The following is a 14,969-nucleotide window of genomic DNA, read 5'->3' as shown; positions in this document are numbered from 1 at the left end:
CCGGGCATGGCCCGACGCAACCGTTACGGCGCCCCGCCCTCCGCCTTGCGCACGAACGCTTCGAACAGCGCCAGCGTCTGCTCGCTTACATGGTGTTCTATACCCTCGGCATCACGCCGTGCGGTATCCGGGTCCACGCCCAGCGCCAGCAGGAAACGCTCCACGGTCTGATGACGCTGGCGGCTGGCATGCGCCAGCGCCTCGCCTTCCGGGGTCAGGAACACGCCTCGGTACGGCCGCTGCACCACCCAGCCATCACGGGCCAGCCGCCGCAGCATCTTCGCCACGGTGGGCTGGGCCACGCCCAGGCGGGTGGCGATGTCGACCTGGCGGGCCTCGCCGCCGTCGGCCAGCAGGTCCGAGATCAGCTCGACATAGTCCTCCACCAGCTCCATCCGGTGCGCCTCGCGTACCTGCCGGAAGCTCTCGACCTGGCGCTCGGCCTCGATCAAGGGGGTGCTTTTCAGCGATGTCGAATCGTCGGTCTTGCCCACGCCTGCGCCTGTCCTTCCGGTGTACTCCGGTGTTGAACCTGAATTCTGGACCAGTAACGCGATAAAGACGATTGTTTCACATTGCTAATGACTATAGCAGGAGCTATATTCGGACCCATGAACACCCTGGCGCCCCGCGACCCTTCGGCCTCCACTCCGGCCAGCCTCGGTGCGCTCAACGGCTCGGTCGCGGTGCCCGACAAGGGACACTGGTGGTTCCGCCTGCTGGCCTTCCTCGGCCCGGGCTACATGATCTCGGTCGGCTACATGGACCCGGGCAACTGGGCCACCGACCTCGCCGGCGGTTCGCGCTTCGGCTACCTGCTGCTGTCGGTCATCCTGATTTCCAACCTGATGGCGGTGATCCTGCAGGCGCTGTCGGCGCGGCTCGGCATCGCCACCGGCATGGACCTGGCGCAGGCCTGCCGCGCGCGTTACCCGAAGCCGGTGAACCTGGCGCTGTGGGCGCTGTGCGAGGCCGCGATCATCGCCTGCGACCTGGCCGAGGTGATCGGCACTGCGATCGCCTTGAAGCTGCTGTTCGACCTGCCGCTGCTGTGGGGCGCGGTGATCACTGCGCTGGACACGCTGCTGGTGCTGCTGCTGATGAACCGAGGTTTCCGTGCACTGGAAGCCTTCGTGATCGCGCTGCTGATGGTGATCTTCGCGTGCTTCGTGGTGCAGATCGCGATGGCGGCGCCGCCGGTGATGGCGGTGCTGGGCGGCTTCATACCGCGCGCACAGGTGGTGACCGATCCGCATGCGCTGTACATCGCGATCGGCATCATCGGCGCCACGGTGATGCCGCACAACCTGTACCTGCATTCGTCCATCGTGCAGACCCGCGCCTATCCGCGTACCGATGAAGGCCGCCGCAGCGCGCTGCGCTGGGCGGTGACCGACAGCACCATTGCGCTGACCCTCGCATTGTTCATCAACGCCAGCATCCTGATCCTGGCGGCGGCGGTGTTCCATGCCAATGGCCGATTCGACGTGGAAGACATCGAGCAGGCGCACCAGCTGCTGGCACCGATGCTGGGCGTCGGCGCGGCAGCGACGCTGTTTGCGATCGCGCTGCTGGCCTCCGGCCTGAACTCGACGGTGACGGCCACGTTGGCCGGCCAGATCGTGATGGAAGGCTTCCTGCACCTGCGCCTGCCACCGTGGCTGCGGCGACTGATCACGCGTGCACTGGCGATCATTCCGGTGGTGGTGGTGATCATGCTGTTCGGCGACCAGGGCGCGGTGAAGCTGCTGGTGCTGAGCCAGGTGGTGCTGTCCATGCAGCTGCCGTTCGCGATCATCCCGCTGGTGCGGATCGTCACCGACAAGGTGACGATGGGGGCGCTGGTGGCACCGCGCTGGCTGGGCGCGATCGCCTGGGTGATCGCGCTGGTGATCGTGGTGTTGAACGTAAAGCTGCTGGTGGATACCTTCAGCGGCGGGTGATGCCAATTGCCGGGGTCGGTCCTGCCCCAGTAGATCCACGCCATGCATGGATGACTTTACGCGGCGTGGGGGTCAGAGCCCTTGCCGCTGGCAAGGGATCCGACCCCGGCATCTCCACGCTACAGATGCAACGCGATCGCGGCCTCGATCTGCTGCGGCGACTGGAACCCGGCCAGGCGGGTGCGTTCGTCGCCGTCACGGAACAGCGAGAGCGTCGGCGTCTGCCGCAGCCCCAGTTCCCTGAAGAACGCCTCACCCAGTACTTCCAGCTGCACGCGCAGCAAGGTGGTGCCCTGCCCCGCCACGCTGTTGGCCACGCGGTGCAGCGACATTTCCAGCATCCGGCATCCCGGGCACTGGTCCTTGTGGAAGTCCACCAGCACCCGCGGGTGTTCGGCCAGCAGCTGCTGGAACTGCTCAGGCGTGGTGGCGTCGATGATCTGCATCGGTGGTGCTCCAGTAATGGGCCAGGACCTCGTCGGTCCAGGCCTCGATGGCCCCGGCATGGCGCTCGCCATGCGGCATCTGTTCGATCTCCAGCGGCGGGTAGTCGCTGCGGAAATAGCGGATCAGCCGGTGCACGGCACCGCAGTAGTACTCCTGCCCCCACTGCGTTTCGCCGGTGCCGAACACCGCCAGCTGCCGTGGCCGCTCGCCGCGCTCGGCAATGCTGGCCACCCACGCCTTCATCTCCGCTGGCGTGCGGCCGGCGTTGTCGGTCCAGCAGCCCAGCAGCACCAGGTCGGCCTCGTCGGCCGCCAGGGGAGGCGCCTGGCGCAGATCGTCGGCCTCCTGCCAATGCACGGCATGACCCGCAGCGCGGCAACGCTCGGCAATCTGCCGACCAAGCTCGCGGGTATTGCCGCTCAGCGAGGCCACCACCAGCAGGATGCGCAGCGCAGCGCCGGGCTCAGAGGTCGTCGAAGCCGTTGTCGACGTTGGTCTTCTTGTAACTTGCATTGCGCATCTCGAAGAAGTCGGTCTTGGTCTCGGTGAAGTTGTCGGCGTAGGCCTTGATCCACGGCATCACGTTGTCGGTGGTGTCGCTGTACAGGCGCTCGATGCCGAGCATGCCGGCCATCTTGTTGGCGCGGTACTTCACGTAGCGCACCATCTCGTCCACGTCGATGCCATCGATACCGTCCAGCACCTCCGACGACCACTGGGTCTCCAGTTCGATGGCGTGCTCGAACGCCTGGTGCACATAGGCGGTCAGCTCGTTGGTCTGCAGCTCCGGGTTCTCGCCGATGATGGCGCGGATCAGCTCGCTGATGAACTTGGTATGGGCCAGCTCGTCGCGGTTGATGAAGCTGATGATCTTGCCGGTGCCGGTCATGCGGTTCTGCCGCACCATGTTGTAGAAGTACGCAAACCCGGAATAGAAGTTGATGCCCTCCAGGATCGAGGACTGGATCAGCGACTTCAGCAGGGTCTCAGCGGTCTTCTCGCGCATGAAGTCGTCATACGCGCCCATGATCGGTGCGTTGCGCTTGATGATGGTCGGATGGGTGCGCGCCAGTTCAAACACGCGGTTCTGGTTCGGCAGGTCGGTGATCGAGGCCAGCACGTAGCTGTAGCTCTCGTTGTGGATCACTTCCTGCTGGCCGATGATCGCGGCATTGGCATGCGCGGCCGGGTCGGTGATGTACTCGGCCACGTTGTAGATGAAGCGCGTCTGCGGTGAATCCAGCGTGGCCAGCAGGCCGATGATCGAGTCGTAGGCGTTCTTCTCGCGCGCGTTGAGCTCGCCGTACTGGCGGGCGTCCAGCTTCATGTCGACCTCGTCGGGAATCCAGAAGTTGGTCGACAGCTCCTTGTAGGCCCGATAGAACGACGGGTACGGAATGTCGTTCCAGTTGAGGATGCCGCTGGTGCGGCCGTTGATGATGCCGGTGCTGCGGTTGGGATGGCGCGGTTCGAGGATCTTGATGCGGTCGAGGGGGGTTGCCATGGGTTTCTGCCTTCGTTCTCTTTCTATCGTGTTGCCGGCCAGCGGCCGGCACTACCGTAGATCGCGGGGTTGCCGGCCAGCGGCCGGCACTACCGTGGGTCGCCGGCGGTCAGCTGGAGCACCACTCGCATTCGCTGATGTCGATATCGTTGGAGCGCACGTAGTAGGTGGTCTTCAGGCCTTCGCGCCAGGCGCTCAGGTGCAGCTCCAGCAAGGTGCTGGCGCGGATCGTGCTGGGCACGTACAGGTTGAAGCTGATCGACTGATCGACATGGCGCTGGCGGCGCGCGTTCTGGCACACGCTGGCGAACTGATCGACCTTGTAGGCGCCCTTCTCGTAGTACGGCCAGGTTTCCAGCGACAGCCCCGGTGCGGCCACCGGCCGCCGGAAGTCCTTCTTTTCCTCGTAGTAGAACGCGCTGTAGATCGGATCGATCGATGCAGTGGAACCGGCAATCTGCGCGGTGCTCATGTTCGGCGCCACCGCCAGCAGCCAGCCGTTGCGCAGGCCGTGCGTGGCAACCTCGCGGGCCAGGCTGTCCCAGGCCGCGCCGCTGTAGTCGCGGTCGCTGAAGTAGCGTCCGTTGTGCCAATCGCTGCCGGCGAACATCGGATAGCTGCCCTTCTCCTTTGCCAGCTGCATGCTAGCCTGGATGGTCAGGAAGTTGATGCGCTCATACAGGCGGTCGGCCAGCTGTTCGGCATCCGGCGATTCCCACTGGATCGCCTGCTGCGCCAGCAGGTGGTGCCAACCGAAGGTGCCCAGGCCGATGGCGCGGTACTTGCGGTTGGTGATGGTGGCCTGCGGTACCGGCAATGCGTTGAGATCGATCACGTTGTCGAGCATGCGCACCTGGATCGGGATCAGGCGCTCCAGCACATCGGTGGCCAGCAGGTCATCCGGCGCACTGATCGCCCGACCGAGGTTGATCGAGGACAGGTTGCAGACCACGAAGTCACCGGCACGCCGTGTGGTGACGATCTGGTCGCCGCTGACGATCTCCTGGATCATCCGCGTCGGGCTCATGTTCTGCAGGATCTCGGTGCACAGGTTGCTGGAATAGATCATGCCCGCGTGCTTGTTCGGGTTCCGGCGGTTGACCTCGTCGCGGTAGAACAGGAACGGGTTGCCGGTCTCCAGCTGGCTGAGCATGATCCGCTTGAACAGATCGATGGCCTTCACCGTGCGGCGACTGATGCGCTCATCGGCCACCAGTTCGGCATAGCGGTCGCGGAAGCTGCCCGCACCGCGCTTCTCATCGTAGAAGTCCTGCAGGTACCAGCCCTTGGCCTGCTTCACCTCGTGCGGGTCGAACAGGTACCAGTCGGCACGGCGCTCGACCGCTTCCATGAACAGGTCGGGCACGCAGACCGAGGTGAACACATCGTGCGCACGCAGGCGCTGGTCACCGTTGTTCAGGCGCAGGTCCATGAAGGCTTCGATGTCGCGATGCCAGATGTCCAGGTACACCGCCACCGCGCCCTTGCGCTGGCCGAGCTGGTCGACCGACACTGCGGTGTTGTTGAGCTGCTTGATCCACGGCACCACGCCGCCGGAGGAATTGGCCACGCCACGGATCGGCGCGCCGCTGCTGCGCACGTAACCGAGGTAAGCACCGACGCCGCCGCCGTGCTTGGACACGCGCGCGATGTCGGTATTGGAGTCATAGATGCCCTGCAGGCTGTCGTCCACCGTGTCGATGAAGCAGCTGGACAGCTGGCCGCCGACCTTGCCGGCATTGGCCAGCGTCGGCGTGGCCACGGTCATGTACAGGTTGGACAGCGCCCAGTACGCCTCGCCGACCAGCTGCATGCGCCGCTCGCGCGGTTTTTCCTCCTGCATCAGGTACAGCGCGATGGTCAGCCAGCGCTCCTGCGGCAGCTCATAGACCTCGCGGCTGCGGTCGCTGGCCAGGTAGCGCGTGGCCAGCAGGTACAGGCCGTTGTAGGCGAACAGGCGGTCGCGGTCCGGGTCGATCATCTCGCCGGCCTGCTGCAGCTCTTCCTTCGAATAGCAGCGCAGGATGTCGTTGCTGTAGATGCCACGGTCGGCGAGGCTTTCCTGCAGGCCCACGTAGGAGCCGTACTTCAGGCTGACGTCGTAGAAGCGGTTGCGGCTGGCACGCTTGTACAGACGGCGCAGGTAGATGCGCGCGGCGAACTGCTCCCACTCCGGCGCGACCAGGTCCACGCGCGATTCGGCCTCGCGGATCAGCAGATCGACCAGGTCGTCGGCGCTGATGCTCGGCTTGCGCTCGACCATCGCCTGCACCACGCGGCGGTAGTCGCTCACATCCAGCTGCGGGAACTCGGCATGCACCGCATCGATGCTGCGCTGCAGGCGCTCGGCATCGAACGGCAGGCGGCGGTTGCCGGCCTCCTTGGTGATCCAGGTCGGCACGCGCTCGCCACCAGCGCGCAAAGCGTCGCCGGCGCCGGCCAGATCGGCCGCGCGGTAGGTGTTGTCGGTCATGGTCCTGCGTCTCCAGGCTCGCACGCGCGGTGGCGTCGATGCCGTGGCAGCCCTGCACGCGATACCGGCGCACGGGGCGATCGGGGTGGGATGCCAAAGCGCGGGAACACCAGGTCGTCGGCATGCGCCTACGCCTGCGGCCGGTATCCGGGCCGTGGGGGCGACCTGTGTCCGCACGATGGCGGCCGCGTCGACACGGCAAGCCTTCAGGGGCGGGCCGCGGGACGTTTGCTGCATGTCCGGCGGCGGCGGCTGACCGGGAGTGACAGCCACAACATAGTGGGGATGTTCCGAGCCGTCAACACAAGATGCGGTAATCACGACATGACGCGACGATCCGTCGCAGGATGCCGTGTTGCAGTGGCGACGCCTTGTCGACACCCCCAGCGTCCCCATTTCGATACAACATCCACTTTCCCCGGAACATCGCCCATGCGCGCTGCCCAGTACCCTTCCTTCGGCGACCCGGCCGACGTCCTTTCGATTGCTGACGCCGCCCTGCCCCAGCCCGGCCCCGGCGAGGTGCGCATCCGCACCGTGCTGGCGTCCATCCACAATCACGACCTGCTGACCGTGCGCGGCCTCTACGGCTACAAGCCGACGCTGCCGGCCATCGGTGGCAGTGAAGCGCTGGGCGTGGTCGATGCGCTTGGCGAAGGCGTCGACGGCCTGCAGATCGGCCAGCGGGTTGCCGCCGCCTCGGTGCACGGCACCTGGGCCGAAGCGTTCATTGCACCGGCACGCATGGTGATTCCGATGCCGGACGCGATCCCCGACGAAATGGCCGCACAGCTGATCGCGATGCCGCTGAGCGCGCTGATGCTGCTGGAATTCCTGGACGTCGAAGCGGGCCAGTGGATCGTGCAGAACACCGCCAACGGCGCGGTGGGCAAGTCGCTGGCGATGCTGGCGCGGGCGCGCGGCGTGCACGTGGCCAACCTGGTGCGCAACGCCGACGCGGTCGCGCAGTTGCAGGCGCTGGGCATCGATCACGTGTTCGATACATCGGTGGACGGCTGGAAGGATCGCGTGCGCGCCGCCACCGGCGAAGCACAGGCGGCGGCCGCGGTGGATTCCATCGGTGGCGATGCCAGCGGTGACCTGATCGACCTGCTCGGCCACCACGGCACCCTGGTCTCGTTCGGGGTGATGAGCGGCGAGCCGATGCGCATTCCCGCCGGCGGCCTGATCTACAAGGAGGCCACGGTGAAGGGCTTCTGGGGCAGCAAGGTCAGCCAGGCGATGGCGGTGGAGGACAAGCGCCGGCTGGTTGGCGAACTGCTGAAGCGTGCGGCCAGTGGTGAGCTGACGCTGCCGGTGGAGCAGGTCTTCGCACTGGACGACATCGCCCAGGCAGTGAAGGCCGGTGCGGGTTCGGGCCGCAATGGCAAGGTGCTGCTGCGCCCTTGATGGGCTGGCATTGCCTTCTGTAGAGCCGAGCCATGCTCGGCTGCTTTCCGGTCAGTGGGCGGAGCCGAGCGTAGGCTCGGCTCTACAGGAACGTGCGGACCAACGGTCCGCACCCACCGCGAGCAGGAAGCATTCATTTCGTTAAGAACCTGTGATGTATAACTGAATGCGCTTTCGTCATTGGAAGGTGCACGCGGCTGCGTGCGGTACTGACGGCTCCTCCCCCGTTCGGCGTTGTCGCTTCCATGTACCGCACCACCCTGAACCTGCTTGCCGGCGCCATCGCGCTGGGCCTCACCGCCGGCGCTGCCGGCGCCGCTGAAACCGCCGACACCGGCAAGGACAGCACCACCCTGGGCACCGTGCTGGTGACCGGCTCCAACATCAAGCGCAGCGATACCGCCGGGCCGAACCCGGTGCAGATCGTCAGCCGCGAACAGATCGAACAGACCGGCCGCTCCACCCTCACCGACGTGCTGCGCAACCTGTCGGCCAATGCCGGCAACAGTTTCGACGAGCAGTACACCGGCAGCTTCGCCGCCGGCTCGGCGTCGATCGGCCTGCGTGGCCTGTCGCCGAAGAACACGCTGGTACTGGTCAACGGCTATCGAGTCTCCAACTTCGGCTTCGCACTCAATACCCAGGACACCTTCGTCGACCTCAACGCGCTGCCGATCAGCGCAGTCGAACGCATCGAAGTGCTGAAGGATGGTGCCTCAGCGGTGTACGGTTCCGATGCCATCGCCGGCGTCATCAACATCATCCTGCGCAAGAACTTCCAGGGCGTGGAAGTGGGCGGCGGCTTCGGTACCGCCACCCAGGGCGGCCTCGATGAGCGCAAGGCCAACCTGCTGGCCGGCTTCGGCGACCTCGAACAGCAGGGCTGGAACGTGCTGTTCGGGCTGGACCTGCTCAAGCGCGACCGCCTCGATGGCGATGACCGCGCCTATACCCGCAGCGGCGACTTCCGCGACAAGCCGGGCGGCCGCCTGGCCGGCTGGTCCACCGCCGGCGGCAACTGGCTGTCCAACCCGCGTGCACCGCAGCCGTTCGCCAGTTGCCCCGAGGGCAGCCAGCTGCGCCCCTACAGCGATTTCGGCAGCACCCTGCCCGGCCAGGCCTGCGCCTTCAACGCGCAACCGTTCAAGACCCTGCAGCCCGGCGCCGAGCGCCTGCAGGCGTCGTTGAGTGCGACCTACCGCTTCAATGACAGCGTCGAGGCCTTCGCCGACGTGCTGTACAGCCACAACAAGGCCGACCAGATCTTCAGCGCGCCACTGACCGTCGGCCCCGGCCTGCGCGCGTACAACCCGGCCACCGGCACCCTGATCGACGTACCGGCGGTGCTGCCGGTCGGCCATCCGAACAACCCGGGCAGCACGCCGCTGCCGTTCGAGTACACCTTCTTCGACCTCGGCCCGCGCCTGAAGGACAACACGCAGGTGTTCTACCGCGCCCTGGCCGGCGTGCGTGGCAGCGGCGAGCGCTGGGACTGGGAAGTGGCGGCACTGACCTCGCAGAGCGCGCAGCGGGAGTACGTGGACAACTTCGTCAACCGCTACGCGTTCGAGCAGATCCTGCGCGATGGCAGCTACAACTTCCTCAACCCGTCCAGCACGCCGGGGGCGCTGGATGCCCTGCGCCTGCAGACCAAGCGACCGGGCTGGTACAAGCTGCACTCATTGAACGTCAAAGCATCGACCTCGCTCTGGGAACTACCGGCCGGCACGGTCGGCTTCGCCTGGGGTGCCGAATTCCGCAAGGAATCGCTGGATGCGCGTACCAGTGCGCAGGTACTGTCGGGCACCGAACTGCGCCCGGCCATCAACGTGGTGAACGGCGAGCGACAGGTCAGTGCCGCCTACGCCGAACTGAGCGTGCCGCTGCTCCGCACGCTGGAACTGCAGCTGGCCGGTCGCGGCGACCACTACGATGATTTCGGCAAAGCGTTCTCGCCGAAAGTGGCGCTGCGCTGGCAGCCACTGGACAGCCTGCTGCTGCGCGGCTCGTTCTCGCGTGGGTTCCGCGCGCCTTCGCTGCCGGAGATCGCACCGGGCCAGACCGTCAGCTACGGCTCGGTGATCGATCCGCTGGATCCGCTGCAGCCCGGTGGCAGCCGTGGCGTGACCAACATCCGCACCGGCAACCCGGACCTGAAGGCCGAGCGCTCGCGCAACTTCAACGTCGGCGCGGTGTGGTCGCCGGATGGCGACACCAGCATCGGCCTGGACTGGTACCGCATCGAGCAGGACAACCTGGTCAAGCCGGACAGCGCGCAGTTCATCGTCGACAACCCGACGCTGTTCCCGGGGCGCGTGCAGCGCGATGCACAGGGGCGCATCCAGTTCATCACCAACCAGTACGCCAACCAGGGCGAACTGACCACCTCGGGCCTGGACCTGGACGCCAACCACACCTTCCGCACCGAGGGCTGGGGCAGCTTCACCGTGGCCGGCAGCTGGACCCACCTGCTCAGCTTCAAGCAGCCGCTGGTGGCCGGCCAGGCACCGTACGAAGGGGCCGGCAACAACCGCCACGGCGCGCTGCCGCGTACCCGCGGCACCACCTCGCTGAACTGGGCGGTGGGCGACTGGAGCAGCACGCTGAGCCTGCAGTACGTGAGCGGCTACGACCAGCGCGTGGCGACAGCGACCAGCAACCCGGGCCTGCGCGACCGCATCAAGCCGTATCACCAGCTGGACCTGTACGTGGCCTACGAAGGCATCGCGAACACCACGTTGTCGCTGTCGGTGCTGAACCTGACCGACAAGGATCCGCCGTTCGACCCGGCCGGTGGCTCCAATGGCTTCGACATCAGCCAGTACAACCTGCGCGGGCAGTTCGTCTCGCTGGGGGCGCGCTACCGGTTCTGACGCGGTGCCGGGGCGGCGGTGATGTGCCGCCCCATTTGTGCTGCCGGCCAGTGGCCGGCACTACCACCGACCGCCGGGGCAAGCCCGGCGGTCGTGCATCAGCGGCTCAGGTGCAGGAACTGCAGATGCCGTTCGTACTGGCTGATGATGTCGTTGATGATCTGCTTGCGGCTGTAGCCGACCAGGTCGTAGTCCTGGCTGCCTTCGAACAGGTGCACTTCAGCGCGGTAGTAGCGCTGGTTGCGCAGCTGCTGCGCGGCGAACGACGGCGTCAGGTAGCCACTCAGGATCACCCGGTACAGGAAGTCCTGCTGCTCGCCGTGGTTCACCGTCAGCTCCATGTCGCCGGCCTCGAAGCGCGTCGCCACGTCCCAACCCTGCCCGCGCAGCTGCTCGGCCACCGCTTCCATCGCCGGCTTCACCGTGTCGTCCATGAAGCGGTAGACCTGGTCGCGCACCGGGAAGTGCATGGCCTGGCTCAGGCGCTGGCGCCAGCCCTGGTGGTGGCGGTCGTCACCGATCAGCGGCGAGGGCCGGTACTGCAGCGCGCGCTTGCGGTGCGATTCGTCACTGAAGGCGCGGGTCAGGCCCCACATCATCAGCAACAACACCGCCGAGAACGGCAGCGACGCCAGCACCACCGCCGATTTCAGCGCATCGATGCTGCCGGCCAGCAGCAGCCCGGCGGTCAGCACGGCGATCACCGTGCCCCAGAACACGCGCAGCCAGCGCGGACCATCATCCTCCGGCGCACCGCCGTGCGAGGACAGCGTGGACAACACCACCGCCCCCGAATCCGCCGACGTCACGAAGAAGATGAAACTGACCAGCACCGTCACCGCAATCACCGTGCGGCTCCAGGGGTAGCCATCGAGCAGTGCATACAACACGGTCGGTGGGTCATCCACCGCCAGCTGTGCCAGCTGCTGCTGGCCGTGATGCAGCACCTGGTCCAGCGCGCTGTTGCCGAAGATCGACAGCCAGGCCAGGGTGAAGCCGAGCGGGATCAGCAGCACGCCGAACACGAACTCGCGGATGGTGCGGCCACGCGAGATGCGCGCGATGAACAGGCCGACGAACGGCGCCCAGCCGATCCACCAGGCCCAGTAGAACACCGTCCAGCCGCCCAGCCATTCCGGTCGGCCGCCATAGGCGTACACGTCGAAACTCTTGCCAACCACGCTGCCGAGGTAGTCGCCCAGGTTCTGCATCAGCGTGCTGAGCAGGTACTGGGTGGGGCCGGCGCACAGCATGAACAGCACCAGCGCGATCGCCAGCAGCATGTTGATGTTGGCCATCCAGCGCACGCCCTTCTCCACCCCGGAGACGGCCACGGCCACCGCCGCACCCATCATGCTGACCACCAGGATGATCTGCACCAGGTTGGAGTGCGGGATGTTGAACAGGTGCGACAGGCCGGCGTTGAGGTGCAGCACGCCGAAGCCCATGTCGGCGCCGATGCCGAACACGGTGGCGACGATGCCCAGCGCGTCCACGGTGTAGCCGATCGGGCCGTTGATGCGCTTGCCGATCAGGGGGTACAGCGCCGAACGCAGCGCCAGCGGCAGGTTGTGGCGGTAGGCGAAGTAGGCCATCGCCATCGCAGCGAGCGCGAACACGCCCCAGCCATGCAGGCCCCAGTGCAGGAACAGCAACTGCATGGCCTGGCGCGCCCCAGCCTCACCCGCAGCCGGGTCGCCCTGCGGCGGCTGCAGGTAATGGGTCAGCGGTTCGGAAACGCAGAAGAAGAACAGGGTGATGCTGATGCCGGCGGCGAACAGCATGCCGGCCCAGGAGAGATAGCTGAACTCCGGCTCGTCATGGTCTGCGCCTAGTTTGATGCCACCATACTTGGACAGCGCCACACCGACCACGAACACCAGGTACAGGGTCATCGCCAGCAGGTAGTACCAGCCGACGTTGAGCGCGGCCCAGTCCTGCGCCTTGACCAGAAGGCGGCCCGCACCGAGCGGGAACAGGCTGACGAACAGCGCGAACGCCACGACAACGATCGCCGCGAAGGCGAACACAGGTCGAAGGGTGCGCACCGGGGATTGTTGCGGCTCCAGTACTTCCATGGGGCGGCGTTCTCCGGTAGATCAAAGGGTTAGCCGACCGATTCTGGCTGAACCGCAGTGGACAGAGCATGAAGTTGCGGCCCGTGGTCACAGGCCCGGCCCATCAATCCGTGTTATCACGCGCGCGCCGAAGCCTGCCTGCGAGCGCAGCCGCGCGCGGACCGCGTGCATCGCGGCCACGCGCATACTGTCCAATCACGACATCACATGTACCGCGCACAGCTTGTTGCCATCCGGGTCGCGCAGGTAGGCCAGGAACAGCTGGCGGCCGGCCATGGTGCGGATGCCGGCCGGGTCTTCGATGGCGGTGCCGCCATGGGCCACGCCCGCATCCTGCCAGCCACGCACGGCCTCGGCGCTGTCGAGGGTGAACCCGATGGTGCCGCCGTTGGCATGGCATGCCGGCTGCCCATCGATCGGTGCAGTGACGATGAACATGCGGCCATCCTTGAAGTACACCAGCCGACCCTTGTCATCGAAGACACCCGGACGGGCGCCCAATGCGGTGAACAGGGCATCGTAGAAGCGATGCGCGACGTCCATGTCGTTCGTTCCAACGGTGATGTGGCTGAACATGCGGGCACTCCTTGTGGAAAACCGCAGTGTCGGCGAGCCCGGCGGGCATCGCAAATGCACGCCTCCGGCCTGCTGCTGCGTGCGCAGGGTTTGTCGTGCGCCGCTCGATCATTCTATAATGGGAATCATTCTCATTAATGACCGATGCCGATGGCCGTGCCCGCCGCCTCCAGCACTGCACTGGCGGGGTTCTACCGCGAACACCATGGCTGGCTGCTGGGCTGGCTGCGCCGCCGCACGCACAACGCCGACTGCGCTGCCGACCTTACCCAGGACACCTTCCTGCGCCTGCTCAGCCGTCGCGTCGATCCATCCGAACTGCGCCTGCCACGCGCCTATCTCAGCACCATCGCGCACGCCCTGCTGGTCAACCACTGGCAGCGTGCGGACCTGGAGCGTGCCTACCTGGCCGCACTGGCCGCGCAACCGGAGCCAGTGCATCCATCCGCGGAAGAACGCACGCAGGCACTGCAGCTGCTGCACGCCATCGCCGACATGCTGTCCGGCCTGGCCGAACGCCCACGCCGTGCGTTCCTGCTGGCACGACTGTCTGGCCTGGGCTATGCGGAGATCGGCCAACAACTGGGCGTGTCCGAGCGCATGGTCAAGAAGTACATGGCGCAGGCGATGCTGCATTGCCTGCGCCTGTCCGGCGATGCCACGGCATGAATGCCGCACTGGCCAGCCCGGCGCTGGAGCAGGCGGCAGAATGGTTCGCGCTGCGCCAACAGGGCTGGAGTGACAGCGACCAGCAGCGCTGGCACGCCTGGCTGCAGGCCGATGCCGGGCATGCCGATGCATGGCGCCGGGTCGAGTCGGTCTGGCAATCATTCGCCCCGCTGTCTGCACCGGCTGCTGCCACGGCGCTCGATGCTGCCGGACGTCGCCGCCGTCGCGCGCTTCGCAGTCTCGGCGGCGCCCTCGGCATCGGTGCGGTTTCCCTGCTCGGCCTGCACGGGCTGCGCGAACAACGCGGCCTGCAGACACAGCTCACCGCTGCCGGGTATATCGGGCACTGGACGCTGATGGATGGCAGCCAGCTGTGGCTCAACGCGGACAGCGAAGTCACCATCGACATCGGAAACGGCCGCCGCGCCCTGCATCTGCTGCGCGGCGAACTGCTGCTGCAGACCGGCCACCACCCCGCCCATGCCGGCCTGCCCTTGACCGTGCACGTGCCGGGCGCGCGCCTGCAGCCGATCGGCACCCGTTTCGCGGTAGGCCGCGAGGCGCAGGGCAGTCGCCTGGATGTGTTCGAGGGCGTGGTGCGCTGCCTGCCGCTGTTCGGCGCGACCCTTGACGTACCCACAGGCGGGGCGGCACGGATCGGCCCGATGGGTGGACTGTCGACGGTCGATGCGGATCCACTGCGTGGCGACTGGCAGGACGGCCGACTGCAGGTGCAGCACGCACCCTTGATCCGCGTCATCGACGAACTGGCCCGCCACCACCAGGGCTATCTGGGCTGTGATCCGGCGCTCGCCGCATTGAATGTCACCGCTGTACTGCCGCGCCTGGACAGCCTGCAGGCTCTGCAACTGCTGGCCCGCGCCCTGCCGATCCGCATCGAGCAGCGCTGGCCGTGGTGGACCGTCGTGCGTCCGCTTTGAAATCGCGGTTCCCTTTCTGCGCGCTCACCGGGCCCTACAAGGGAACCCATTGCGG

12 protein-coding genes are annotated in these 14,969 nt (G+C 66.5%); 5 read left to right on the top strand and 7 right to left on the bottom strand.

Translation table 11 applies throughout. The annotated features are described in order from the left end of the window. Nucleotides 1-23: 23 nt before the first annotated feature. Entirely contained in the window at nt 24-494 is a 471-nt protein-coding gene (gene mntR, locus ACXI0D_RS17090; protein ID WP_014037494.1) for a manganese-binding transcriptional regulator MntR, read from the bottom strand. 117 nt (nt 495-611) lie between these two features. Here mntR and ACXI0D_RS17085 point away from each other — a divergent pair, with 117 nt between their 5' ends. Beyond that, nucleotides 612-1,943, top strand: a complete 1,332-nt coding sequence (locus ACXI0D_RS17085) for an Nramp family divalent metal transporter (RefSeq protein WP_101765631.1) — start codon at nt 612-614, stop codon at nt 1,941-1,943. Between the two features lie 119 nt (nt 1,944-2,062). On the opposite strand, the gene ACXI0D_RS17080 is transcribed toward ACXI0D_RS17085, so the two are convergent. The 4 genes from ACXI0D_RS17080 to ACXI0D_RS17065 form a co-directional block, all read right to left on the bottom strand. Continuing rightward, entirely contained in the window at nt 2,063-2,389 is a 327-nt protein-coding gene (locus ACXI0D_RS17080) for a thioredoxin family protein (RefSeq protein WP_005409967.1), read from the bottom strand. Beyond that, the gene (locus tag ACXI0D_RS17075; protein ID WP_119006977.1) at nt 2,361-2,828 is read right to left on the bottom strand and encodes a flavodoxin; all 468 of its coding nucleotides are present in this window, start codon (nt 2,826-2,828) and stop codon (nt 2,361-2,363) included. Before ACXI0D_RS17075 ends, ACXI0D_RS17080 begins: the two co-directional genes overlap by 29 nt. A 25-nt stretch (nt 2,829-2,853) precedes the next feature. After that, nucleotides 2,854-3,894 carry a ribonucleotide-diphosphate reductase subunit beta gene (locus ACXI0D_RS17070; protein WP_119006400.1) on the bottom strand — a complete coding sequence of 347 codons (1,041 nt, stop codon included), beginning with the start codon at nt 3,892-3,894 and terminating at the stop codon, nt 2,854-2,856. A gap of 109 nt (nt 3,895-4,003) precedes the next feature. Next, nucleotides 4,004-6,367 carry a ribonucleoside-diphosphate reductase subunit alpha gene (locus tag ACXI0D_RS17065; RefSeq protein ID WP_479642836.1) on the bottom strand — a complete coding sequence of 788 codons (2,364 nt, stop codon included), beginning with the start codon at nt 6,365-6,367 and terminating at the stop codon, nt 4,004-4,006. A gap of 432 nt (nt 6,368-6,799) precedes the next feature. Between ACXI0D_RS17065 and ACXI0D_RS17060 the strand changes: the two genes are divergently transcribed. Further along, a complete protein-coding gene (locus ACXI0D_RS17060; protein WP_119006402.1) occupies nt 6,800-7,777 on the top strand; it encodes a zinc-binding dehydrogenase in 978 nt (325 codons plus the stop codon). A gap of 245 nt (nt 7,778-8,022) precedes the next feature. Continuing rightward, nucleotides 8,023-10,650, top strand: coding sequence for a TonB-dependent receptor (locus ACXI0D_RS17055; RefSeq protein ID WP_119006403.1), 2,628 nt, complete (start codon nt 8,023-8,025; stop codon nt 10,648-10,650). 98 nt (nt 10,651-10,748) lie between these two features. Here ACXI0D_RS17055 and betT read toward each other — a convergent pair whose 3' ends face one another. After that, on the bottom strand, nt 10,749-12,728 hold the full coding sequence (gene betT / locus ACXI0D_RS17050; protein WP_014037501.1) for a choline BCCT transporter BetT: 1,980 nt from the start codon (nt 12,726-12,728) through the stop codon (nt 10,749-10,751). A 195-nt stretch (nt 12,729-12,923) separates the two neighbouring features. Beyond that, on the bottom strand, nt 12,924-13,304 hold the full coding sequence (locus tag ACXI0D_RS17045) for a VOC family protein (RefSeq protein ID WP_106468284.1): 381 nt from the start codon (nt 13,302-13,304) through the stop codon (nt 12,924-12,926). A gap of 150 nt (nt 13,305-13,454) precedes the next feature. Between ACXI0D_RS17045 and ACXI0D_RS17040 the strand changes: the two genes are divergently transcribed. After that, a complete protein-coding gene (locus ACXI0D_RS17040; protein ID WP_101765637.1) occupies nt 13,455-13,973 on the top strand; it encodes a sigma-70 family RNA polymerase sigma factor in 519 nt (172 codons plus the stop codon). Continuing rightward, nucleotides 13,970-14,914 carry a FecR family protein gene (locus ACXI0D_RS17035; protein WP_119006404.1) on the top strand — a complete coding sequence of 315 codons (945 nt, stop codon included), beginning with the start codon at nt 13,970-13,972 and terminating at the stop codon, nt 14,912-14,914. The genes ACXI0D_RS17040 and ACXI0D_RS17035 overlap by 4 nt, the downstream gene beginning before the upstream one ends. Nucleotides 14,915-14,969 lie beyond the last annotated feature (55 nt).

The organism is Stenotrophomonas sp. C9D9 (genome assembly GCF_056491205.1).
This window is presented reverse-complemented; position numbering and strand designations above follow the sequence as displayed.

What these genes read in the sequence shown, in the direction of transcription:
- ACXI0D_RS17085 (WP_101765631.1), top strand. Translation starts at nt 612, where the DNA reads ATGAACACCCTGGCGCCCCGCGACCCTTCGGCCTCCACTCCGGCCAGC.
- ACXI0D_RS17080 (WP_005409967.1), bottom strand. Translation starts at nt 2,389, where the DNA reads ATGCAGATCATCGACGCCACCACGCCTGAGCAGTTCCAGCAGCTGCTG.
- ACXI0D_RS17070 (WP_119006400.1), bottom strand. Translation starts at nt 3,894, where the DNA reads ATGGCAACCCCCCTCGACCGCATCAAGATCCTCGAACCGCGCCATCCC.
- ACXI0D_RS17065 (WP_479642836.1), bottom strand. Translation starts at nt 6,367, where the DNA reads ATGACCGACAACACCTACCGCGCGGCCGATCTGGCCGGCGCCGGCGAC.
- ACXI0D_RS17060 (WP_119006402.1), top strand. Translation starts at nt 6,800, where the DNA reads ATGCGCGCTGCCCAGTACCCTTCCTTCGGCGACCCGGCCGACGTCCTT.
- ACXI0D_RS17055 (WP_119006403.1), top strand. Translation starts at nt 8,023, where the DNA reads ATGTACCGCACCACCCTGAACCTGCTTGCCGGCGCCATCGCGCTGGGC.
- betT (WP_014037501.1), bottom strand. Translation starts at nt 12,728, where the DNA reads ATGGAAGTACTGGAGCCGCAACAATCCCCGGTGCGCACCCTTCGACCT.
- ACXI0D_RS17045 (WP_106468284.1), bottom strand. Translation starts at nt 13,304, where the DNA reads ATGTTCAGCCACATCACCGTTGGAACGAACGACATGGACGTCGCGCAT.
- ACXI0D_RS17040 (WP_101765637.1), top strand. Translation starts at nt 13,455, where the DNA reads ATGGCCGTGCCCGCCGCCTCCAGCACTGCACTGGCGGGGTTCTACCGC.
- ACXI0D_RS17035 (WP_119006404.1), top strand. Translation starts at nt 13,970, where the DNA reads ATGAATGCCGCACTGGCCAGCCCGGCGCTGGAGCAGGCGGCAGAATGG.